Source organism: Natronomonas marina (assembly GCF_024298905.1).
In the GTDB taxonomy this organism is placed as follows: Archaea; Halobacteriota; Halobacteria; order Halobacteriales; family Haloarculaceae; genus Natronomonas; species Natronomonas marina.
Genome location: NZ_CP101154.1, coordinates 740923 through 760375, shown reverse-complemented (window position 1 = coordinate 760375; position 19453 = coordinate 740923). Strand labels below are relative to the sequence as shown.

Here is a 19453-nt window from a genome sequence, read left to right as displayed (position 1 = left end):
CCACGAGGCCGCACCGGGACAACCTATTTGTACCGATGGCCTGTGAAGGGACACCATGCCACACGGGAAACCGGGCGCGGCCCTCGTCTCGCGGCTCGGCGAGCGGGCCGCAACCACTCACAGGCGAGCCGCGGCGCTCGGTGCCGCCGTCGCTGGCGCGGCCGTCGTCGTCGTCTTCTGGGCGACCCTCGGTCTCTCGGTCGCGGGCGGCGCGGCCGCCCTCGGAACCACGGGGCTGGTCTACGCCGGCAGTATCGAACTGGCCTGCCGACGGTTCGGCCACGCCGTCGACTGTGCCTCGGGGACCTTCTGTGAGTGCCGGCGGTGCGGCCGGCCCATGGAGGACGGGTAGGGGCCTACGAGTCCGCCAGCTCCCGCTTCACGAAGAGTTCCAGGAGCGGCGTGTGCCGGACGATACCGTTCCGGAGTCGCCGGAGCGGCGCCGACTCGAGGAAGGTCACCGCGGCCTCGAACGCGGCCTGACGTTTGACCCGGGTCACCTCGTCGCGCCGCCGCGTCTCGTAGCGGGCCAGCGCGGGGCCGACGCGTCCCGGACGGGCGGTGGCGAGTTCCCCGGCGAGCGCGCGGGCGTCACGGAGCGCGAGCGAGGCACCCATCCCCGAGATCGGGTGAATCGCGTGGGCCGCGTCCCCGACCAGGACCACCCGGTCGGTGTGCCAGCACTCGCAGGACACCTCCCGGACGCGGTCGAAGAAGGGGTCGTCGTCCGTCCCCTCGAGAAGGGCGGGGAGCCGCCAGCCGACGCGGTCGGCCTGCCGGCGGAGTTCCGCCCGGGCGGGCGGCTCCGGTGGGTGGTCGAGTCTGGCGGCGAGGTTCAGCCCCACCCGGTCGCCGACGCGGGCGACGAACCCCTCGCTTCCGGGACCCCAGACGCTGACCATGTCCCGGCCGACGTCGACGTCCTGCTCGGCCCACAGCGACCAGACGTAGGTGTCCCGCGCGCGGCGCGTCCAGTCGTCGAAGCAGGCATCCCTGACCGTCGAGTGGACGCCGTCGGCGCCGACCACGACGTCGAACGCCCCGGTCGTGCCGTCGTCGAACTCGACGTCGACGCCGCCGGCGGTCGGCTCGATCCGCGTCGGCGTCGTGTCCATCCGTATCCACGGCTCGGGGACGGCCTCCCGGAGCGCCGCGTGCAGGTCGGCCCGGTGGACGGCCAAGAGCAGCGTCCGGTCGGCGGGCAGGTCGGTCCGTGCGAGGCGGTCGCCGCCGGCCGCCCGAATCTCGAAGCCGTCGGGGTCGGCGCCCCGCTGGCGGGCCGCGTCGAGCACGCCGAGGTCGTCGAGGACCGAGAGACCGCCGCTCCAGAGACCGATGCCGTAGCCGCTTCCGCGCCAGTCGGGTGCCTGCTCGACGACGGTCGGCCGTACGCCCTGCCGCCGGAGGTACGCGGCGAGACCGAGGCCGGCGATGCCGCCGCCAACGACGAGAACGTCCGGATCGGCTGGCCGCGACATACTATCGAGACGTGGCCGGGAACGGCAAAAAACGTGGCACCGTCGGCGACCCACGCTCCCGCCCTTCGCTCGCGGAGACACCCGTGCGTTCTACGCCCCGGAACGATCGGGAGGGAGCGACGGCCGGGACCCGCTATCGAACGAGGAAGTAGAGGAACCGCCAGATCGACAGCACGACGGCGCCGCCGACGAGCATGACGGCGGCGAAAATGGGGTCGGCGCCGCCGAAGTCGGCCAGGACCCGGACGACGAGTCCGAGAATGGCCGCGGGGATCCACGACCGGATCGCAAGCGGGATGGAGGAGTTCGGCGCCGACCCGCCGCCCGGCGAGTACGCACCCACGAGCGGGGCACAGACGAGCCACGCCAGGACGAAGGGGCCGGCCGCGGTGACGTAGATGAGCGGGTCGGCCTGAACCGATTCGAGGGAGTGGTGCTGGAGCGTGCCGGCGAACAGAAGCAGGAGCAGGACGACGATGTCCCCGACCGCGATTGGCCAGGTGCTCGCGTCGAGTCGCTGTTCGAGGAACGACTGCTCGGTCATGGGGGGTCGTTCGACTGGCCCCCTACAAGTGCTTGCGGATTCAGTCCGGGACGTCGGCGGCGAGACCCGCGTCTGACGGCGGCCGGAGGACGAGCGCGGCGAGGCCAGCAGCGGCCGCGAGCACCCCGCCGAGCGCGAAGGTCGGCCCCCAGCCATAGGCGGCCGCGAGGTAGCCCGCGACGGTGCCGGCGACGACGCCGCCGCCGACCTTCGCGGTGTAGAGGACGGCGTAGTTGCTCGAGGAGAACTCCGAGCCGTAGTAGTCCGACAGCAGCGACGGGAAGTAGACGTACAGCGGCGAGGAGAAGAACATCGCAGCCAGGACGAGCGCGACGAAGGCGACCGGCCGGTCGGCCCGGCCGGCGGCGACGAGTCCCAGTCGGAACAGTCCCGCGAGCAGGAAGGAGACGACCATCACGCGCTTGCGGCCGACGCGGTCGGTCACCTCCCCGAGGACGAGCCGAGAGACGCCGGCCGAGAGCGGCAGAAGCGTGGCGGCGACGGTGGCGACGTCGTAGGTGAACCCGAGTTCGTCGGCGAAGGTGACGACGTTGGCGATGACGACGAGGTCGGCGCCGGCGGTGGCGACGAACATCGCGTACAGCAGCCAGAACTGCCAGGTGCGGAGCATCTCGCGGGTGGTGTAGGCGCTTCCCCGGAGCGAGGCGGCCACGTCGGTCGTCGCGTCATCGTCGTCCAGCCCCAGCCACGCCTCCGGCGGGTCCCGGAGGAGGAGAGCCCCGACAAGTAGGACCCCGAGGATGACCAGCCCGACGTTCCGGAGGACGGCCGCGTAGCCGCCGACGGTCGCGTTCGCGCGGACGTAGGGAACCGCGAGGACGCTGCCGGCCGCGAAGGCCATCGTGCCGAGACCCGTCGTCAGGCCGGTCCGGTCGGGGAACCACTTGACGGCGGTGTTGACCGCGACGGTGTAGACGATGCCGACGCCGACGGCGCCGAGCGAGTAGAGGACGTACAACTGGAGGACGCTCGTGGCGTAGGCGAGGCCGACGTAGCCGCCGCCGGCCAGAAGCGCCGCGAGGAAGACCAGCAGTCGCGGTCCCCGGCGGTCGCGCCACCAGCCGGCGGGGAACTGTGAGAGCGACTGGAAGACGACGTAGAAGGAAAAGACCGCCCCGAGCGCGGCGGGTGCGATGTCGAGACTCGCCGAGAGCGGCGGCGCGATGGACGACCAGACGTACTGGTAGGGGCTGACGGCGGCCATCATCCCGACCGCCGCCGCGATCTGCCACCACCGGGAGAACCCGAGGACGTCCCGCGCCCGGGCGGCGTAGTCCACGCGCGACCCTCCGTCCGTCATTGCCGCCGGCTTCTCGCGGCGGTGGTATAAGCGAACGGACTTCTCCCGGGGCACCGGCCCCCCACTGGGTATACGCTGTACGAATAAATCCGGGTGAGACGGGTCGAAATTCGCGCTATCTCGACCGGTTCGATATCGGTCGTTCGGAGGCTACTGGGAGTGGTTTTACTTCGAAAACCATTTCATAAGTTATGAATATATTATAAGGCACGTACCTGGCGCCAACAGGTCGCCACCGAATAGATTACTCGAAATTCTTCCAAAACACTTATATCGGTATTCCCCATACGTATGAGTATATTATGGCAAGTTATTACGACCTCGTGCTCGGCCTGATCCCGCTCTCGCTCGCCGGCCTGACCGCGCTGTTTCTCACCGGTGGTCTCGAGATGTCGGTCGCGGTGCCGCTGGCCTCGACCGTCGCGGTCGGCCTGATGGGGCACGCGATGTTCGTCAACGCTCCGGTCGCGGCCGTCCCGCAGGGTGGGAACGCCGGCCGAACGGCCGAGGCCGCCTCCGCCACGCACCCGACCACCGAGTAGACACAGTCCCTAAACGCGCCGCGGCCGAAGCCGTGTCCATGACCGACGTTCTGTTCCTGCGAAGCGACGAACTCGCCGACCTGGCGACGCCGAGCGACTACGTCGAGGCCGTCCGCGCCGGCTACGAGAGCCACGGCAACGAGGGGTCGGCCGAACCGCGGACGAAACTCGCCGCCGAGGACCCGCCGGGGATGTGCACCGGCTACCTGGCGGTCCTCCCGGAGGTCGGCGCCATGGGCGGGTACACCTACGCCGCCGGCTTCGGCGACGAGGACGTCCACTTCGTGCTGCCGCTTTTCGACGCCGAGTCCGGTCGCCTCGTCGCGCTACTCGACGGCGCGTCGATGAACCCGTTCAAGACCGGCGCGACCGGCGCCGTCGCCGTCGACGCACTCGCCCGGGCGGACGCGACGACCTGTGCCGTCGTCGGGTCGGGCGCGCAGGCCCGCGGGCAGTTGCGGGCGACGGCGACGGTCCGGGAGTTCGAGCGCGTCCGGGTCTTCTCGCCGACGGCGGAGAACCGTCGGGCGTTCGCCGAGGAGTTCGACGCCCGCCTCGACGCCGACGTGACGGCGGTCGACTCGGCGGCCGACGCCCTCGACGGCGCCGACGTGGTCGTCACCGCGACCCGGGCCGAGCGCCCCGTCTTCGAGGACGCCGACCTCCCCGACGGCGCCCACGTCACCGCGATGGGCCAGTACGACCGCGACAAGCGGGAGATACCGCCGGCGACGGTGGCCCGGAGCACCTACGTCCCGGACCTGCGCGCCCGGGCCTTCCAGGACGCCGGCGCCTTCCTTGCCGCCCGCGAGACCGGCCTCGTCGACGACGGCCACGTTCACGCCGAACTGGGCGAGGTGGTCGCGGGCCACCGCCCCGGGCGGACCGACGACCCCGAGGTGACAGTCTTCGACAGCGGGGGAACCGGCATCGAGACCGTCGCGGCGGCCTGGAGCCTCTACGAGCGGGCCGAAGAGCGCGGTCTCGGCCGGACCATCGAGTTCCTGCCGGGCAGCGAGGCGCTGACCGGCGAGTGACGACTCAGAGGTACGGCGCGATACCGACCGCCTCGACCAGCGACACGCCGGCGACGACGGTCCCCAGCAGGTACCCGGCGATGGCGCCGCCGTTCAACAGCGGCAGGCCGGCGTGGGCGCGGCCCTTCATCACCATCCACATGAGCGCGAGCAGACCGAGGAGCGTCCCGGCCATCGCGCCGAGGGCCGGCAGCGTCAGTGCGACCCCCGGCACGTCCAGGAGTGCGGCCCCGCCCGGCCGGAAGAAGGCCGCCGACGCGACCAGTATCGTCGGGATGACGGCGTCCCCGAGGCCGATGAAGAAGGCGTCCCGGGCGAAGGGATCCTCGGTCTCGGCGGGGTCGCCGTTCGCGGCGTCCGCAGCGTCGTCGCCCGCGTCGTCTCGTCCGCCGCTCCCGCCGTCGTCGTCCGTCTCCCCGTCGTCCTCGAGCGTCGCCGGCCCTTCGTCGTCGAGGAAGGAGTACGAGAGCGTGAGCGGGACAACGAAGACGACCGGGAGCCGGAGGTCCATCACGCCCGAGGCCAGTGTGAGCATGTGTTCGGTGCCGTACACCGAGATGGCGTCGTAGACGGCCAGCACGACGAGCAGGAGCAGGGCGGGCGCGAGCCCGAAACTGATGCCGAACAGCCCCGCCGCGCCTGCGCCCATCACGATGCCGGCGGCGTCGATGACGTACCACTCGGGGTAGAGGAGCAGCCCCGCCCCCAGCGCGACGGCGGCGGCGACCGCGAGGACGTTCGCCCCGCCGTAGGTGACAAGCGGCGGGACCACCACCGAGAAGACGTAGAAGGCGAGGAAGACGGCGGCGAAGACGATAAGACTCTGGATGAGGCGGTCGACGCCGAGGCGGATGGCGGCCAGCATCACGACCGTGGCCACGAGGATGGCGCCGACGTACAGCAGGCTGTTGGTCGGGTCCGTCGGGTCCTCGACGGTCTGGTAGCCGGCCTCCATGAACGGCTCGACGAGGGCGAGCGCGCCCACCTGGACGAACGCGAAAATCCCGACGGTGGCCGCGACGGCGACGTATGCTCGCTTCACGTTCGCAACTCCACCGGCGGCCGTTTGGTCGTTGTGGTGTCAGTCGGCGTAGAGCCGCTCGCCGAGCAGGTCCGCGAGAACGATTCCGTCGGCCGGTGAGACGGCGAGGTAGGGCCGTTCGACGGGACCGAAGACGTCGACGACGCGGCCCACGTCGGCGAGCGTCTCGTCGACGACGGGCGTCCCGATCTCGGGGGTCGCGTCGTCGGGCGCGCGGACCACGAGGAGCCCCTGGGCGATTCGGACGACGTCGCCGACCCGGTTCATCGGCCGACCCCCGGACGACGGTGCATACCCGGCACTCGGGGGACGGAGCGGTAAATCAGTTTCCAGGCTCGTCCGCGGCGGTCGGCCTGGCGAGTGCCGCACCGGTGCGGGCGAGCAGGCCGTCGACGGTGCCGAAGAGGGCGCCGATTAGCGCGCCGACGACGGTCGCGGCTGCCGCGCCGGTCGACGCGACGAGCAGCAGTGCCGAAGCCGACAGGCCCTGTCGGAGCACGAGGAGCGGGCCCCCGACGAGGACGAGCGCCAGGAGGAAGGCGACCGCGGTGACGGCGCCGTACAGCGCGCCGTGGGCCACGAGGGACCGCATCCTCGCGGACGCGGGCGGTGCCGCCGCGAGGGCTCGCCCGGTGACGCTCCATCCGATCCCCCACAGGAGTCCGTAGATGCCGAGTCCGACGGCCGTGTCCAGCCCCCGGAGGAGGTCGCCGACCGCGCCGCCCAGGTGGATCGCCCAGACGCCGAGGGCGACGAGCAGCGCGGTGTGGAACGCGGCGAAGGCCCACCGGCGTAGCTCAGCCATGGGCGAGCACCACCCCGACGAGGACCAGCCCACCGAGCCACACCGCCGTCCCGGCGTATCCCGCCCGCAAGCGACGACGGACGTGTCCGGCGTGCGCCCGGGAGAGCCCGTCGAGGGCACCGACCATCGACGTCCGGACCGCCGACCCGAGAAGCAGGAGTACGACGCCGAGGAGTTTGCCGGCGAGGGCGAGACCCCAGGCGGTGTCGGTCGTGGGCACCGCTGGCGCGAGGGCGCCGAGGTTACCGACCCCGGTCGCGACGACGAGGCCGACGGCGCCCCAGAACATCCACTCGTAGTCGACGGCGAGCTCCCGGAGGTCGGCGACCGCCGAGGGGTCGCTCGCTCGCGTCGCGCGGAGCCACAGCAGCGCCGCGCCGCCGACGGCGAGCGCCACGGCGAGGACGTGAAGGAGTCGAACCGCCACATGGAGGGTCGTGGCCATGGTGGCGGCTTCCACCGGCCGTGGCAAAGCCCTTCCCCCGGCAGGGGCCGTCGCCGACCGCCCGTTTCGCCGTCACGCCCCGAGGGACCGACGGGTCGCGGGCGGATCTCACTCCCGGATGGCGCCGAGGTAGGCCGCGATGGCACCCAGCAGATCGGACTTGGTGGCGTCGTCGGCACCCTTGACGATGACGCGCCCGCGGGGTTCGTACTCGCGGGGGTAGGTCTTGTCGCGCTCGATGACGGAGTCGTAGCCGACCTGCTGGACCGCCTGGGCGATCTCGTCGACGGTCGGCTCCGGGACGGCGAGGTCCTCGGGAACCCGGCGGCCCTCGTTCCGGGAGCAGGTGGCGTCGAGATAGGCGGGCCAGATGACGTTCTCGACCATGTTCGGGCGTGGGCGGCCGGCGCGTAAAAAGAGGGCGATTACGGTTACCGGCGGGCCAGAAGCGCGACCGACAAAAGCGCGACGAGCGCGGCGGCGACGCCGAAGCCGGCGCCGTCACCGTCGGTCGACTCCGCGGTAGCGGTTGCGGTCGCCTCCATCGCGTCGCCGCCCTCGGTCGCCTCGTCGTTCTCGGCATCGTCCATCGAGCCGTCGGCCTCGGTCGGCGTCGGCGTCGCCTCCCCCTCCAGTTCGGCGTCGGCGAAGGCCTCGGCCATCGTCTGCAGGGCGACGACGACCCTCGGGCCGGGCTGGCTGACGAAGTTGGCGTCGACGGTGACGACCTGGTCGTTCTGAACCGCGAATGTCGACGCGTACGCGTCGGTGTCGGGGACGCCGCCCTCGACGCCGCTGACGACGATGACCTCGGGGTTCCACTCGACGAGCGCCTCCTGGTTTATCTGGCCGTATCCCTGGACGCCGTTCTCCGCGGGGACGTTCGTCCCGCCTGCCGTCGTGATGAGCGAGTCGATGAAGGTGCCGCTCCCGGCGGTGAAGTTGTCGGTGAAGTACATCACCCGCGGGGGGTCGTACTCGTCGGTCCCCTCGCTGACGTTCTCGACCGTGGCGTTGTACGCCTCGTTGGTCTCGGCGGCGGCCTCGCAGGCACCGATGAGCCGGCCGGTCTCGGCCGTCTTGTCGGCGATGAACGGCATCGAGGTGCCGAAGCCGAACTTGTAGACGGTCTGGTTGGCGTCACGGAGGCTGGCGACCGTCTCGTCCGGGATGACGTTCGGCGCCAGCACGAGGTCGGCGTCGAGTTCGACGACGGCCTCCTGGCTGACCGTGAACTGGTCGGACTGGAGAACGTCCTGCTTGTCCTCGATACCGTCGAGGTACGACGTCGTCGGGTTCACGGGCGCGCCGACGACGCGCTCCTCCGCGTCGAGTGCCCAGACGGTCTGGGCGGCGCTGGCCTGCAGGACGACGATTCGCTGCGGTTCCCCGTCGACGGTGACGTTCGTCCCCGTCGCGTCCTGGGAGGTGTAGGGGAACGAACAGTCCGAGTCGGCCTGCACCGCCGCGCCCGCGGCGGGAACCGCGGCCACTGAGGCCGAGAGTATCACGAACAGTGCGAGCGTCGCGGCGAGCGTGCGTCGTAGCATCACCCGGACAGTGCGACGAGAACAATAAATATTTGGCTAAAGCAATATAACTTGCACATCATGGTACTCAGGCGGACGGTCGCGTGGTCGGCCGGGCTGGCCGGGCTGCTCGTGGGGGTCGCGCTCGGCAGCGCGACGCTCGGCTACGCCGACATCGGTCCGCTGTCGGTCGCCCGGGTGGTCCTGAACGACCTCGCGGTGCCGTCCGTCGGGGCGTCCGGTCTGGTGTGGGTTCGACCATTCTCCTTCGAGGTGCCGCAAACGACCGAGACCATCGTCGGGCGGATTCGGTTGCCGCGCATCGCACTGGGGGCCGTCGTCGGGTTCGCGCTGGCGCTGGCGGGCGCGGTCATGCAGGGATTTTTCCGGAATCCGATGGCTGACCCCTCCATCATCGGCGTCTCGACGGGCGCGGCCGTCGGTGCCGTCGCGTTCATCGTCTTCCCGCTGTCGGTCCCGTTCGGGCTGCCGGCCTTCGCGTTCGTCGGCGCGTTGATCGCGGCCTTCGGCGTCTACCTCGTCGCCACCGAGGGCGGCCGGACGCCCGTCGCCACGCTCCTCCTGGCCGGCGTCGCCGTCCAGGCGTTCCTCGGCGCCGTCATCTCGTTCATGCTGTTGCACGCCGGCGACGGCCTGGAGACGGCCGTCTACTGGCTCATGGGCCACCTTCAGAACAGCACCTGGGGTCGCGTCCGCGTCGCGCTGCCGGTCGTCGCGGTGCTTTTCGTCGTCCTGCTCGCGTACGCGAGAGATCTCAACGTCCTCCTGCTCGGCGAGGAGGACGCCCACACGCTCGGTATCGAGGTCGAGCGCACCAAGCGAATCCTGCTTGCGACCTCCAGCGTCGTCACCGCCGCGGCCGTCGCCGTCTCCGGCGTCATCGGCTTCGTCGGCCTCATCGTCCCCCACATGATGCGTCTGGTCGTCGGCCCCGACCACCGCATCCTCCTGCCGACGAGCGCGCTGGCGGGCGCGACCTTCCTCGTGGCGACCGACACCGTCGCCCGGATGGGCCCCGCCGAGATGCCCGTCGGCATCATCACCGCGGCGCTCGGTGCCCCGTTCTTCCTGTATCTCCTGCGGAACCGGGAGGTGCACGCGCTGTGATAACCGTCGAGGGCGTCTCCGTCGAACTCGGCGGGGCGACGGTACTCTCCGACGTCTCCGTGAGCGTCGGGGAGGGACAGTTCCTGGCGCTGGTCGGCCCCAACGGCGCCGGGAAGACGACGCTTCTGCGCGTCTGCAACGGCGCCCTCCCGGCCGACGAGGGGACCGTCACCCTCGACGGTGCGGCGGTCGAATCGCTGTCGGCCCGGGAGATCAGCCGCGCGGCCGCGACGGTGCCACAGGAGACCCACCTCGCCTTCGACTTCGACGTCAGGGACGTCGTCGCAATGGGACGGACGCCCCACCGCTCGCGGTTCGGGACGGCCGACGACACCGACCACGAGGCCGTCGAGAGGGCCCTCGAACGGACCGACACCGCACGGTTCGCCGACCGGTCCGTCGGGGGGTTGAGCGGCGGCGAGCGTCAGCGGGTCCTCGTCGCGCGGGCGCTGGCCCAGTCGACGCCCGCGCTGCTTCTGGACGAACCGACGGCCAGCCTCGACATCAACCACCAGGTGCGGACCCTCGCGCTGGCCCGCGAACTGGCCGACGAGGGCAAGACCGTCGTCGCGGCCATCCACGACCTGGAACTGGCGGCGCGGTTCTGCGACGAGGTGGCGCTGCTGTCGGAGGGTCGCCTCCTCGACACCGGGCCGCCGGAGTCGGTGCTTTCGGCCGACCGTCTGGAGTCGGCGTTCGGCGTCCGGACCGCGGTGTCGACGAACCCGGTGACCGGGACGCGGGCGGTGACGCCGCTGTCGGACGCCCCGCCGGAGGGCCGCCGCGTCCACGTCCTCGGCGGCGGCGAGCGGGCCGCCCGCCTCCTCGGTCGGCTCGTCGACGCCGGCATCGAGGTCACCGCCGGCGTGCTTCCGGAGGGCGACGCCGCACTGGCGACCGCAGGCAGCGTCGCCCGCGAGGTGGTGGCCGCGCCACCATTCCGGCCCGTCGACGGGGACCGACTCGCGGCCGCCGCCGACCTGATCGAGACGGCCGACGCGACGGTGCTGGCGGCGCCGGTCGAGGGCGCCAACGCGGAACTGGCCGCACGGAGCCGGCCGCTTTTCGCCGTCGAGGGGACCGACCCGCCCGCCGACGCGACGGTCGTCCCCGAGGCGGACCTCCTCGAAGCACTCGAAACTCCTCCGAAGGAGGGAACGGCGGTGAGGGGACCGTAGGCCGGGCGGAAACGCCGGAAGAAGGTGTCGCCGGACGAGCCGGCGGTGTCGAAACTCAGTTCTGTCGCGTCGAGCGCGCCTCTCGGACCTCGGCGCCGTCCCGGAGCTTGTCCTCGCAGTTCGGACAGACCCGCACGGTCGACATCTCCTGTGGTGCGAACACGCGGACGTAGTTCTCCGTCACGAACGCATCACAGTTGCGGCATTGTGGCATGTGTTACATCCCTTATATGGAGAGACAAATACCTTTCCCCTTCGGTGTGAAAATTACGTCGACGCGGTTCCGACGCGTCGGATTCAGAACGACACCACGTTGCCGCACTCCCCACAGGTGAACTCGAATCGGTTCTCGTCGGTCAACGCCAGCCCGTGTCCGGTCTCCTCGCCGCACTCGCTGCAGTGAAGCACCGACTCGATGGACTCCCAGTCGTGCTTCGAGGAGGGCGCGCCGAAGGCGAACCCGACCACCGTCTCGTCGTTGTCGGCGTCGTTGTACCCCTCCTGGAACTGCCCGGGCGGGAACCGGACGACCTCGCCCGCGTCCACGCTGACGCTTTCGGTCGCCGAGGAATCGGGCTCGTCGGCCACGTCGAAGGTCGCCTCTCCCGACTGGACGTAGAACAGCTCCTCCTGGTCGTGGTGGGTGTGGAGCCCCCCGGAGAAGGACTCGCCGGGTTCCAGTTCGAAGTAGTTCATCGCGAAGTGGTCGGTCCCGAGGGCGTCCGAGACCGGCCGACGGACGCTGTGGACCCCCAGGGGGCTGCGCTCGTTGTCGACCTCGTCGACGGCTACCTTTCGCATGCGCGGCAGCTACCCGCGGGAAATATAAACAGTTTCCGCGTTGTCGTCCGGGGACGGCGGCACGAGCCCCAAACGATTACCAACCCCGGTCCGATACATGGCCGTAAGCCCAGCCCATGCGATACTTCGACCTCGTCCTCACGCCGAAACACAACGGGATTCATCCCCTCGACGCCGAGTTGGCACTGCTGGCCGAGGTCGACCGCGACGCCCTGCTTCACATCGACGCCTTCGGCGACGGAACGGGGGTGCTTCTCTACCGCCTGCAGGGCGACAAGGACGCGGTGCTCGACGCCGTCGCGGACCACGAATCGCTCATCAGCTACGACGTCCTCGACGTCGACGCCGAGAACACGTTCCACCTCTACTGTCACGTCCACCCCGGCGAACCCGCCGGGACGCTGATGGCGCTGTGCTACAAGTACGCGCTCATCATCGACACGCCCATCGAGTTCACGGACCGCGGCGGGGTTCTGGTCACCATCGTCGGCACCCACGACATGCTCCGGGAGGCACTGAAGGCGATTCCCGAGGAGATCAACGTCTCTATCCAGCAGGTCGGCAAGTACTCGCCGGGCACCCGCGACATGCTGTCGATGCTGACCGAGCGCCAGCGGGAGGTGTTCGAAACCGCAGTCGACATGGGCTACTACGACATCCCGCGGGAGGTCAATCAGGGCGAACTCGCCGAGACGCTCGGATGTGCGCCCTCGACGGTCGACGAACACCTCCGGAAGGCCGAATCGAAGATGCTGTCGGCCCTGCTGCGGACGACCGACGCCGAGGACGCCGGGTGAACGCGCTGTCGTTCGACGGCGGGGGTGGGGAACCATCCGCCAGCACCCCACTCACCCGTAGGAATCCGCCAGCACCCGGTCGCCGGCGGCCGACCTGACGTAGACCGTGTCACCGCCGTTGTTCCAGACGGCGCCGTCGCTGTTCCAGTACACCGCCGTCGCCGTGTCCGGCCCGTCGCCCGAGTACAGCGTCACCCGGCCGCCCGCCTCGAGGACGAACCCCTCCGGGAAGACGTAGGTGTGGCCCGCCTCGTCGCTGACGCGCCAGCCCGACAGGTTCAGCGGCTCCTCGCCGGCGTTCTCGAAGACGACGTACTCGTCGCCGAGGTTCTCGTGGTCGTCACCTTCGGCGTCGGCGTGAACCCGGGCGACGACGAGGCTGCTGGCCGTCTCGTTTCGGGCGGCCGACCCGCCGAACCCCCACAGACCGACGCCGTCGGCCCGCGCCCGGGTCTCGCTGTCCTCGAAGGCGGCCCGCTCCGAGAACTCCGAGTCGTACAGTCCGGCGTACCCCTCCTCGAGGAGGAGCCGGTTGAAGTTCTCGTCGTCGTGATAGACGTAGACGAGCAGCCGACCGTACGAGCCCCGGACGTCCGCCCGCCGATCGACGACGATTCGGACCGTCTCGCCGTCGAGGCGCTCCCTGGCGAACTCGCTGGCCCTGTAGCCCCACTCCCGGAGCCACTCGCGGCCCGCCGCCGTCTCCGGTATCCCCTCGAACTCCGCGGGGTCGGTCTCGGTTTCGACCTCCGGCGTATCGACCCCGAGAAGTCGGACGGTGTCGTCGCTCCCGTTCTCGTAGCGAACGTCCATCGTGTCGCCGTCGACGACGTCGGCGACGGTGACGGTGTGGACCCTCTGTACCGCCGTGTCCGAAAGCGCCGACGGCACGTCGGCGTCCCCGGCGGGCGCCGGGTCGTCGATGCCGACCGCACACCCGCTCGCACAGACGAGCAGGGCGAGACACAGCCACGCCCGCCGGTCCATAGCTCCCCACAGAGAGCTGACAGACATAAGCGTTCCCCGTGCTTGACGGCCCGTTTTTCGGATACTCGGGCGACCGCCGGGGCGGTGTTCAGAGAGGTGTCGGAGACGGAGTAGAGAGCGGCTCGAAAGCCCTCGCCCGTTCAGTCCACCAGGGCACCCCACGTCGGCCAGCCGTCGCTTCTCTGAACAGGACCACCGCCGGGAGGCCAACGCTATTGTCGCTGCCGGCCGACGGTCGCGCATGGGTTCGTTCGGCAAGCACACCGTCAACGGCATCGTCTCGCTCCTCGTCAGCGTCGCTATCACCGTCTGGGCCGCCGAGGAGGGTGAGGAGTACGACCTGACCGACGTGGCGCTGTCGGTCGCAGTCTCGGCGTTCCTCTCGGGCTTTTTCGCCGAGTAGTGTCAGTAGTCCCCGAGGACGCCGAGCCGTCGCGCCCGGCGGGTCGACAGCTGGAAGACCGCGTAGCCGACGGCGAGATAGCCGACGGCGACGGCGACGAGCAGCGCGAGGTCGGCGGGCGAGAACTCCCAGAGGCGGACGCCGTCGACCATCGCGCGCTGCAGGAGCGCGCTGCCGTGTGCCAGCGGCAGCACCGCCATCCAGGGCACCTCGAGGACCGGCGCCGAAATGAGGACGACGAAGCCGAACTGCAGCAGGTTCAGCCAGTTGCCGACCCGCTTGTAGAGGACGGTGACGCCGCCCGCGGCGAAGCCCAGCCCCAGAACCGAGAGGACGCTGAGCGTCGCCACGACGACGACCGTGAGGAGGTGCAACTCCAGGGAAGTGCCGGTGATGAGAAGCATCGCCGCCAGGATGACCGCCGAGACGAGGAACGTCCGCACGACCTTCGCCGCCCCCTTCAGCAGGGCGACCGGCGCGAAGCCGAACGGCGTCATCACATGCCGCTCGAGGGTCCCCCACTGGACCTCGCTGCCGATGTCGTTGGAGATGGCGGAGTAGGCGCCGACCGACAGCGTCCACAGGAAGTAGCCGACGACGATGCCCTCGATGGAGTCCGACAGGGCCTGTCCCGCGAGCATCCGACCGCCGTAGAACAGCACGCCGAAGAAGAAAAGCGAGACGACGATACCGCCGAGGGCGTTGGCGGGGTACCGGACGAACAGCAGGTACTCTCGGTAGAGGACGGCCCGCGCGAGGTGGCGGTAGCCGGCCGCGCGTCGGTCGGCCGACCCCTCCGGTCGTCCGGTGCTCATCGGTCTTCCCCCTGCCCGGTCAGGCCGACGAAGACGTCCTCGAGGTCCGGCTCGACGGTCCGGACCCGTTCGGGCGTCACGCCCGCCGCCGCCAGCCGCTCCATCAGCGCGTACAGCTCCTCGCCGGCGGCCGCGACCTCGATGCGAGTGCCGCGGTCGCGGGTCTCGACGGCGGTGACCTCGAACCGCTCGCGGACGGCGGCGACCGCCTCGTCGTCGAGGTCGGGGCTGGTGACGGCGACCCGACCGGTCGCCCCGCGGCGGAGCAACGCCTCGACGCCGTCGTCGGCGACGATGCGACCCCCGGACATCACGAGCACGCGATCACAGACCGTCTCGACGACGTCCATGTCGTGGCTGCTGACGAAGACGGTGAGGCCTTCGCGTTCGACGAGCCGGCGGAGCTCGCGCTGGAGGGTCCGCGAGCTCTCGACGTCGAGGCCGAGCGTCGGTTCGTCGAGGAAGACGACGTCGGCGCCGCCAGCGAGGACGCTCGCCAGCGACACCTTCTGTTTCATGCCGCGGGAGAGGTCCCGGACCGGCGTGTCGGCCTTCTCGGTCAACTCGAGTTGCTCCAGCAGGCGGTCGTGGCGGTCGGCCACGGAGTCGGGGTCGACGCCGCCCACCGTTGCGAAGTACCGGAGGTTCTCCCGGACCGTCAGCCGCCAGTAGTCGTTGCGCGCACCCTCCAGCATCGCGTCGACGTGTGCGTAGGCCGCTCGCGGCCGCTCGGCCACGTCGACGCCCCGAATCCGGACGGTCCCCTCGTCGGGCAGCACCATCCCCAGGACCGACTTGATGAGCGTGGTCTTGCCGGCGCCGTTCGGACCGAGCAGCCCGACGACCGACCCCGTCTCGACCGCGAAGGAGACGTCGTCGACGGCCACGACCGCGTCGTCGCCCCCGCCGAATCGCTTGGTCAGTCCCTCGACCTCGATGGCCGGGTCCGTCGCCCGGTCGGGCACCGACCGCTCCGCCGCCGTCGGGAACGGCTCGACGTCGAGGCCGGTCGACGACTCGGCGTGGCCGTTCCGCTCCGTCGGCCGCTCACGTTCGTCCCCGGCGTTTCGGCCAGTCATTACGCGTCGTAGGGGCGCCAGCCGGAAAACGGAGTCGCCACCGGCCACGCCGACTCGGAACGGCCCGGGAGAGACGACACGCGAGAGCCGCACGTCCTAATACTGAACCTCCTAACCACGGTTTACGGTTTATAAACCACGGCAAATTGCCCGCAGAGAGGTTATCCAGTAGAAGGGAATCACTGACCGGTATGGAGAGGCGCAACAAACGAGTTTCGGCGACGCTTCTGGCGGTCGTTTTGGCAGTGTCGGCCGTCGGGGGCGTGACGGTGCTGGCGTTTGCCGGCACGGTCGCGGCCGACCAGCACGAACGCGAGAACGCACCGACGTACAACACCAGCAGCGGGGCAGTGAACTTCACGATCAACCTTCCGACACAGACCGACCATCTGCCGGGCAGTCAGAACCAGCAGAACGGCAGTATCGAGTACTTCGCCACCGGCCAGCAGGCGTTCACGGAACAGAACGCCGAGGACGGACTCTGGATGAACTTCATCGTCATCGAGGCCGAGTGGATCGACTACAGCAACTGCGACGTCACCCAGAACACGAAGGTCTTCGGCATCGACCGGGGCAACACCCGCAGCGGCACCCGCGTCGACGAGGACCTCATCGAACACCGCAAGGGCTCGACACTCGAACAGGGCGGTCTCACGGTCGACTTCTACGACTGGGGCGACCTCGGGGGCGGGCCACCGTACCTCTCGCCGGACGACGCTGTCGTGGCCGCCCAGGGTGTCGGCTCCAACGCCGGCCCCTGCCTGACGATGACCAGCACCCCCGGCTGGTATCAGCTCCAGGGCTACACCAACGGTACTATCGCCACCAAGTGCACCGAGGAGGGCAACTCCCAGTGTGAACCCGACAACAAGAAGTGGCGTGGAATCAACCTGAACTCGAACTACGTCTACATCTGCGACTGCGAAAACGAACAGCAGGCCCGCGAGCAACTCGGCCCGCCGCCGACCGAAAGCGGGACGCCCACGCCCACACCGGGCGGCAACGGGGCCACGCCCACACCGACACAGGCACCGAATACCCCCACGCCGACGCAGGCGCCGAACACCCCCACGCCGACGCAGGCGCCGAACACTCCCACACCGACACAGGTCCAGACCACCAGCGGCGGCAACGCCGGCGGCGGGAACGCTGGCGGCGATGCCGGTGGTGGCGGCAACGCCGGCGGCAGCGGCGGCGGTGACGGCCAGGCCACCCGAACGCAGGGCAACGCGGGCGGCGACGGTGGCGGCAACGCCGGTGGCGCCGACCGCGCGACGCCGACGATAAGCGACGGGCCTGGCTTTACGCCGGTCGTCGCGCTGGTCGCGCTGCTCGCGGCCGCGCTGCTCGTCGTCCGCCGGCGGTAGCCCGCTCGGTCACTCGGGGTTCATGCCTGGCGGGAGCGCGGAGTGTCTGATTCCCGTCTCGTTCTGTATCCAGAACCGGTAGACCCGGGTGGTCTCCGAGGTTGCCGCCTCCTTCAGGGCCTGGGGGCGCCACTCGGCCTCCAGCGTTTCGTCCAGTTCGTCGTCCTGCACCCGGCTGAGGGTTCCCTCCAGGGCGACACTCGTCCACTCGGTGTCCGTCGAGGTGTCGAAGACGAGAAAGCTGGCGACGGTCGTCTCCTCGCTCACGAGTCCCTTCTGGCTCGTGTCGCCGACGACGTACCTGAAGTAGAGGTTCTCCTCGCCGTCGAAGCCGTAGGATATCGGAATCATGTAGGGAACGTCGCCCGCCGGAAGTCCGAGAACGCCGACCCGCTGTGCCGAGAGGAACGCCCGAATTTCCGCCTCGTTCATCCGCTCGACCCCGTGTTTCGAGAGTTCGTCGACCGTCATACCCCGACCAACCCGCCCGAATCGCATAAACCCGAAAGCCCGTTCCCACTCGCGGGGACCGACGGACGACCGAACGCGCCGCGAGACCGGCGCCGAGGCGGGCGATTCCGACCGGGGGCCTGGCGGGGACTCGTCGTCCGGGAGGGCGTGGGGCCGCCGGCCGGTGGTTCCGTCGCCGTTACTCCGTTCGGTCCGGGAAGCCGCCGGGCGGAGTGGCACGCTATACATATAGCCGGGATGCGACGCGAGCGCTACGTGCGTAGGCACCAGCGTGGAAGGCAACAGCGGTGTACTGGTGACCACAATGAGGCAGTACGTCAAACGTAGGACGGGCAGTGGCACGTTACACGCCGGTGCAGCCAGCTCCCCGGCCGGCGGCGTCGGGGATCCGCCGGACGGTGCCGAGGCCGCTCGGATTCGGTCGACGGCCGTCGACCTCTCCGCGGCCGCACGCACGCGGGGCGGGGCCGAGAGCGATGACCGCCGGGAGATGACCACCCGTCATGGCCGAGGGTGAAATCCAGGTACTCGTCGTCGGCGGGGGAATCGGGGGACTCTCGCTCGCCGGGTTCCTCCAGCGGGCGGGGGTGGACCCGGTCGTGGTCGAGCGTGCCGAGGGGCGACCCGACCGGCCCGGGGTGGTCGAACTCTGGCCCGACGCAGTCCGCCTGCTGTCGCGTCTCGACGTCGGCCGCAAGGTCCGGGACGCCGGAGTCGACGTGACGAGGTGGGCGCGACGCCGACCGGACGGCACGGTGGCCGAACGCCTGACCGCCAGCGACGAGTTCGGCTTTCTCGCCGTCGACTACGCGCGACTGTTGACGGTGTTGCGCGGGGCCGTGGCCGACGGAACGGTACACGAGGGGTCGACGCTCCGGTCGCTCGACCCGGGGCGGGGCAGCGTCGCCGTGGAGTTGGCCAACGGCGTCCGCGAGCAGTTCGACGTCGTGATTGGCGCCGACGGCGTCCGGTCGCGAACGCGCGAGGTGCTCGGCGGTGACGGCGCGACGTTCTGCGGGACGACCAGCGTGGCATTTCCGCTGCCGGATGGGGTCGAACTCGGCGCCGCCGGCGAGGTCTGGACCGCCGACGGGGCCGTGTTCAGGGCGGTCCCGAACGGCCACGGCGGGGCCGCGTGGCTCACGGTCCCGTCGAAGGTGCCCGGACAGGGGGTCGACGACGCCGGGGCGCTCGCGGGCCTGTGTCCGACAGTCGACTGGCTCCTGCCCGAGGCCGCCGAGGCGGTCGACGCCGGTGACCTGTGGTGGGCCGACGACTTCCGCGTTCCCACCGACGAGTGGGTCGATGGTCGGGTGGCCCTGCTCGGCGACGCCGCCCACGCCCGTCACCGACTGACAGGCGTCGGCGCCACCCTCGCCATCGAGGACGCCGCGGTGCTGGCCGCCGAACTCGTCGGTGGCGACGACGCGCCGGCCGCCCGACTCGCCGACTACGCGGCCCGTCGTCGGTCGCGGCTCGACCGCCCCGATGCCGGCGCCCGCGCCGGAGCGCCGCTCGCCGGCATCGAGTCCGAACTGGCCGAGCGACACCCCGCGATTCCCGCGGTGCGGGGCGGCCGCCTCGCGGCCTGCTTCGGCGGGGACCCGCCGACGCCGGCGACGGCACTCGGCGGCAGTGACGGCGAACGGTCGTCCGGCGACAGAGGGCGGTGACCGCCGGGCGG

24 protein-coding genes are annotated in these 19453 nt (G+C 70.5%); 9 read left to right on the top strand and 15 right to left on the bottom strand.

What is annotated here, in order from left to right; genetic code table 11:
• The first annotated feature begins 55 nt into the window (after positions 1-55).
• Positions 56-352: a hypothetical protein gene (locus NLF94_RS04070; RefSeq protein WP_254840188.1), complete on the top strand. Its 297-nt coding sequence runs from the start codon at positions 56-58 to the stop codon at positions 350-352.
• A gap of 4 nt (positions 353-356) precedes the next feature.
• Here NLF94_RS04070 and NLF94_RS04065 read toward each other — a convergent pair whose 3' ends face one another.
• The 3 genes from NLF94_RS04065 to NLF94_RS04055 form a co-directional block, all read right to left on the bottom strand.
• On the bottom strand, positions 357-1478 hold the full coding sequence (locus NLF94_RS04065; RefSeq protein ID WP_254840187.1) for an FAD-dependent oxidoreductase: 1122 nt from the start codon (positions 1476-1478) through the stop codon (positions 357-359).
• A gap of 133 nt (positions 1479-1611) precedes the next feature.
• Entirely contained in the window at positions 1612-2022 is a 411-nt protein-coding gene (locus tag NLF94_RS04060) for a DUF3054 domain-containing protein (RefSeq protein WP_254840186.1), read from the bottom strand.
• A 40-nt stretch (positions 2023-2062) separates the two neighbouring features.
• The gene (locus NLF94_RS04055) at positions 2063-3343 is read right to left on the bottom strand and encodes an MFS transporter (RefSeq protein ID WP_254840185.1); all 1281 of its coding nucleotides are present in this window, start codon (positions 3341-3343) and stop codon (positions 2063-2065) included.
• Positions 3344-3645: 302 nt separating this feature from the next.
• Here NLF94_RS04055 and NLF94_RS04050 point away from each other — a divergent pair, with 302 nt between their 5' ends.
• Both NLF94_RS04050 and NLF94_RS04045 read left to right on the top strand, forming a co-directional pair.
• The gene (locus NLF94_RS04050) at positions 3646-3885 is read left to right on the top strand and encodes a DUF8015 family protein (protein ID WP_254840184.1); all 240 of its coding nucleotides are present in this window, start codon (positions 3646-3648) and stop codon (positions 3883-3885) included.
• Positions 3886-3923: 38 nt separating this feature from the next.
• The gene (locus NLF94_RS04045) at positions 3924-4922 is read left to right on the top strand and encodes an ornithine cyclodeaminase family protein (protein WP_254840183.1); all 999 of its coding nucleotides are present in this window, start codon (positions 3924-3926) and stop codon (positions 4920-4922) included.
• Positions 4923-4926: 4 nt separating this feature from the next.
• Here the strand turns inward: NLF94_RS04045 and NLF94_RS04040 are convergent, their stop codons facing one another.
• The 6 genes from NLF94_RS04040 to NLF94_RS04015 form a co-directional block, all read right to left on the bottom strand.
• Positions 4927-5964: a presenilin family intramembrane aspartyl protease PSH gene (locus NLF94_RS04040; protein WP_254840182.1), complete on the bottom strand. Its 1038-nt coding sequence runs from the start codon at positions 5962-5964 to the stop codon at positions 4927-4929.
• 39 nt (positions 5965-6003) lie between these two features.
• The gene (locus tag NLF94_RS04035; protein ID WP_254840181.1) at positions 6004-6231 is read right to left on the bottom strand and encodes an H/ACA ribonucleoprotein complex subunit GAR1; all 228 of its coding nucleotides are present in this window, start codon (positions 6229-6231) and stop codon (positions 6004-6006) included.
• 55 nt (positions 6232-6286) lie between these two features.
• Positions 6287-6769 carry a DUF7965 family protein gene (locus NLF94_RS04030; protein WP_254840180.1) on the bottom strand — a complete coding sequence of 161 codons (483 nt, stop codon included), beginning with the start codon at positions 6767-6769 and terminating at the stop codon, positions 6287-6289.
• Positions 6762-7214: a CopD family protein gene (locus NLF94_RS04025; RefSeq protein WP_254840179.1), complete on the bottom strand. Its 453-nt coding sequence runs from the start codon at positions 7212-7214 to the stop codon at positions 6762-6764. Before NLF94_RS04025 ends, NLF94_RS04030 begins: the two co-directional genes overlap by 8 nt.
• Before the next feature lie 108 nt (positions 7215-7322).
• Positions 7323-7601: a signal recognition particle subunit SRP19 gene (gene srp19, locus NLF94_RS04020; protein WP_254840178.1), complete on the bottom strand. Its 279-nt coding sequence runs from the start codon at positions 7599-7601 to the stop codon at positions 7323-7325.
• A gap of 44 nt (positions 7602-7645) precedes the next feature.
• The gene (locus NLF94_RS04015) at positions 7646-8764 is read right to left on the bottom strand and encodes a PGF-CTERM-anchored ABC transporter substrate-binding protein (RefSeq protein ID WP_254840177.1); all 1119 of its coding nucleotides are present in this window, start codon (positions 8762-8764) and stop codon (positions 7646-7648) included.
• 60 nt (positions 8765-8824) lie between these two features.
• Between NLF94_RS04015 and btuC the strand changes: the two genes are divergently transcribed.
• On the top strand, positions 8825-9871 hold the full coding sequence (btuC, locus tag NLF94_RS04010) for a vitamin B12 ABC transporter permease BtuC (protein WP_254840176.1): 1047 nt from the start codon (positions 8825-8827) through the stop codon (positions 9869-9871).
• Positions 9868-11049 (top strand): heme ABC transporter ATP-binding protein, encoded by a 1182-nt coding sequence (locus NLF94_RS04005; RefSeq protein WP_254840175.1) that lies wholly within the window; start codon positions 9868-9870, stop codon positions 11047-11049. The genes btuC and NLF94_RS04005 overlap by 4 nt, the downstream gene beginning before the upstream one ends.
• 55 nt (positions 11050-11104) lie before the next feature.
• Here the strand turns inward: NLF94_RS04005 and NLF94_RS04000 are convergent, their stop codons facing one another.
• Positions 11105-11263, bottom strand: a complete 159-nt coding sequence (locus NLF94_RS04000) for a DUF7563 family protein (protein ID WP_254840174.1) — start codon at positions 11261-11263, stop codon at positions 11105-11107.
• Between the two features lie 83 nt (positions 11264-11346).
• Positions 11347-11850, bottom strand: a complete 504-nt coding sequence (locus tag NLF94_RS03995; RefSeq protein WP_254840173.1) for a cupin domain-containing protein — start codon at positions 11848-11850, stop codon at positions 11347-11349.
• A gap of 116 nt (positions 11851-11966) precedes the next feature.
• Between NLF94_RS03995 and NLF94_RS03990 the strand changes: the two genes are divergently transcribed.
• On the top strand, positions 11967-12647 hold the full coding sequence (locus NLF94_RS03990; RefSeq protein ID WP_254840172.1) for a helix-turn-helix domain-containing protein: 681 nt from the start codon (positions 11967-11969) through the stop codon (positions 12645-12647).
• A 51-nt stretch (positions 12648-12698) separates the two neighbouring features.
• Here the strand turns inward: NLF94_RS03990 and NLF94_RS03985 are convergent, their stop codons facing one another.
• Positions 12699-13634 (bottom strand): lamin tail domain-containing protein, encoded by a 936-nt coding sequence (locus NLF94_RS03985; RefSeq protein ID WP_254840171.1) that lies wholly within the window; start codon positions 13632-13634, stop codon positions 12699-12701.
• A gap of 241 nt (positions 13635-13875) precedes the next feature.
• On the opposite strand from NLF94_RS03985, the gene NLF94_RS03980 reads away from it, so the two are divergent.
• Positions 13876-14037: a hypothetical protein gene (locus tag NLF94_RS03980; protein ID WP_254840170.1), complete on the top strand. Its 162-nt coding sequence runs from the start codon at positions 13876-13878 to the stop codon at positions 14035-14037.
• 2 nt (positions 14038-14039) lie between these two features.
• On the opposite strand, the gene NLF94_RS03975 is transcribed toward NLF94_RS03980, so the two are convergent.
• Entirely contained in the window at positions 14040-14852 is an 813-nt protein-coding gene (locus NLF94_RS03975; RefSeq protein WP_254840169.1) for an ABC transporter permease, read from the bottom strand.
• Positions 14849-15931 (bottom strand): ABC transporter ATP-binding protein, encoded by a 1083-nt coding sequence (locus NLF94_RS03970; RefSeq protein WP_254840168.1) that lies wholly within the window; start codon positions 15929-15931, stop codon positions 14849-14851. Before NLF94_RS03970 ends, NLF94_RS03975 begins: the two co-directional genes overlap by 4 nt.
• Before the next feature lie 191 nt (positions 15932-16122).
• Between NLF94_RS03970 and NLF94_RS03965 the strand changes: the two genes are divergently transcribed.
• Positions 16123-17298, top strand: coding sequence for a PGF-CTERM sorting domain-containing protein (locus tag NLF94_RS03965; RefSeq protein ID WP_254840167.1), 1176 nt, complete (start codon positions 16123-16125; stop codon positions 17296-17298).
• A gap of 9 nt (positions 17299-17307) precedes the next feature.
• Here NLF94_RS03965 and NLF94_RS03960 read toward each other — a convergent pair whose 3' ends face one another.
• Complete coding sequence (locus tag NLF94_RS03960) at positions 17308-17769, bottom strand: pyridoxamine 5'-phosphate oxidase family protein (RefSeq protein ID WP_254840166.1); 462 nt, start codon at positions 17767-17769, stop codon at positions 17308-17310.
• 503 nt (positions 17770-18272) lie between these two features.
• Between NLF94_RS03960 and NLF94_RS03955 the strand changes: the two genes are divergently transcribed.
• Complete coding sequence (locus NLF94_RS03955; RefSeq protein ID WP_254840165.1) at positions 18273-19442, top strand: FAD-dependent oxidoreductase; 1170 nt, start codon at positions 18273-18275, stop codon at positions 19440-19442.
• The last annotated feature ends 11 nt before the right edge of the window (positions 19443-19453 follow it).

What these genes read in the sequence shown, in the direction of transcription:
- NLF94_RS04070 (WP_254840188.1), top strand. Translation starts at nt 56, where the DNA reads ATGCCACACGGGAAACCGGGCGCGGCCCTCGTCTCGCGGCTCGGCGAG.
- NLF94_RS04065 (WP_254840187.1), bottom strand. Translation starts at nt 1,478, where the DNA reads ATGTCGCGGCCAGCCGATCCGGACGTTCTCGTCGTTGGCGGCGGCATC.
- NLF94_RS04060 (WP_254840186.1), bottom strand. Translation starts at nt 2,022, where the DNA reads ATGACCGAGCAGTCGTTCCTCGAACAGCGACTCGACGCGAGCACCTGG.
- NLF94_RS04055 (WP_254840185.1), bottom strand. Translation starts at nt 3,343, where the DNA reads ATGACGGACGGAGGGTCGCGCGTGGACTACGCCGCCCGGGCGCGGGAC.
- NLF94_RS04050 (WP_254840184.1), top strand. Translation starts at nt 3,646, where the DNA reads ATGGCAAGTTATTACGACCTCGTGCTCGGCCTGATCCCGCTCTCGCTC.
- NLF94_RS04045 (WP_254840183.1), top strand. Translation starts at nt 3,924, where the DNA reads ATGACCGACGTTCTGTTCCTGCGAAGCGACGAACTCGCCGACCTGGCG.
- NLF94_RS04035 (WP_254840181.1), bottom strand. Translation starts at nt 6,231, where the DNA reads ATGAACCGGGTCGGCGACGTCGTCCGAATCGCCCAGGGGCTCCTCGTG.
- NLF94_RS04030 (WP_254840180.1), bottom strand. Translation starts at nt 6,769, where the DNA reads ATGGCTGAGCTACGCCGGTGGGCCTTCGCCGCGTTCCACACCGCGCTG.
- NLF94_RS04025 (WP_254840179.1), bottom strand. Translation starts at nt 7,214, where the DNA reads ATGGCCACGACCCTCCATGTGGCGGTTCGACTCCTTCACGTCCTCGCC.
- srp19 (WP_254840178.1), bottom strand. Translation starts at nt 7,601, where the DNA reads ATGGTCGAGAACGTCATCTGGCCCGCCTATCTCGACGCCACCTGCTCC.
- NLF94_RS04015 (WP_254840177.1), bottom strand. Translation starts at nt 8,764, where the DNA reads ATGCTACGACGCACGCTCGCCGCGACGCTCGCACTGTTCGTGATACTC.
- btuC (WP_254840176.1), top strand. Translation starts at nt 8,825, where the DNA reads ATGGTACTCAGGCGGACGGTCGCGTGGTCGGCCGGGCTGGCCGGGCTG.
- NLF94_RS04000 (WP_254840174.1), bottom strand. Translation starts at nt 11,263, where the DNA reads ATGCCACAATGCCGCAACTGTGATGCGTTCGTGACGGAGAACTACGTC.
- NLF94_RS03995 (WP_254840173.1), bottom strand. Translation starts at nt 11,850, where the DNA reads ATGCGAAAGGTAGCCGTCGACGAGGTCGACAACGAGCGCAGCCCCCTG.
- NLF94_RS03990 (WP_254840172.1), top strand. Translation starts at nt 11,967, where the DNA reads ATGCGATACTTCGACCTCGTCCTCACGCCGAAACACAACGGGATTCAT.
- NLF94_RS03985 (WP_254840171.1), bottom strand. Translation starts at nt 13,634, where the DNA reads ATGGACCGGCGGGCGTGGCTGTGTCTCGCCCTGCTCGTCTGTGCGAGC.
- NLF94_RS03980 (WP_254840170.1), top strand. Translation starts at nt 13,876, where the DNA reads ATGGGTTCGTTCGGCAAGCACACCGTCAACGGCATCGTCTCGCTCCTC.
- NLF94_RS03975 (WP_254840169.1), bottom strand. Translation starts at nt 14,852, where the DNA reads ATGAGCACCGGACGACCGGAGGGGTCGGCCGACCGACGCGCGGCCGGC.
- NLF94_RS03970 (WP_254840168.1), bottom strand. Translation starts at nt 15,931, where the DNA reads ATGACTGGCCGAAACGCCGGGGACGAACGTGAGCGGCCGACGGAGCGG.
- NLF94_RS03965 (WP_254840167.1), top strand. Translation starts at nt 16,123, where the DNA reads ATGGAGAGGCGCAACAAACGAGTTTCGGCGACGCTTCTGGCGGTCGTT.
- NLF94_RS03960 (WP_254840166.1), bottom strand. Translation starts at nt 17,769, where the DNA reads ATGACGGTCGACGAACTCTCGAAACACGGGGTCGAGCGGATGAACGAG.
- NLF94_RS03955 (WP_254840165.1), top strand. Translation starts at nt 18,273, where the DNA reads ATGGCCGAGGGTGAAATCCAGGTACTCGTCGTCGGCGGGGGAATCGGG.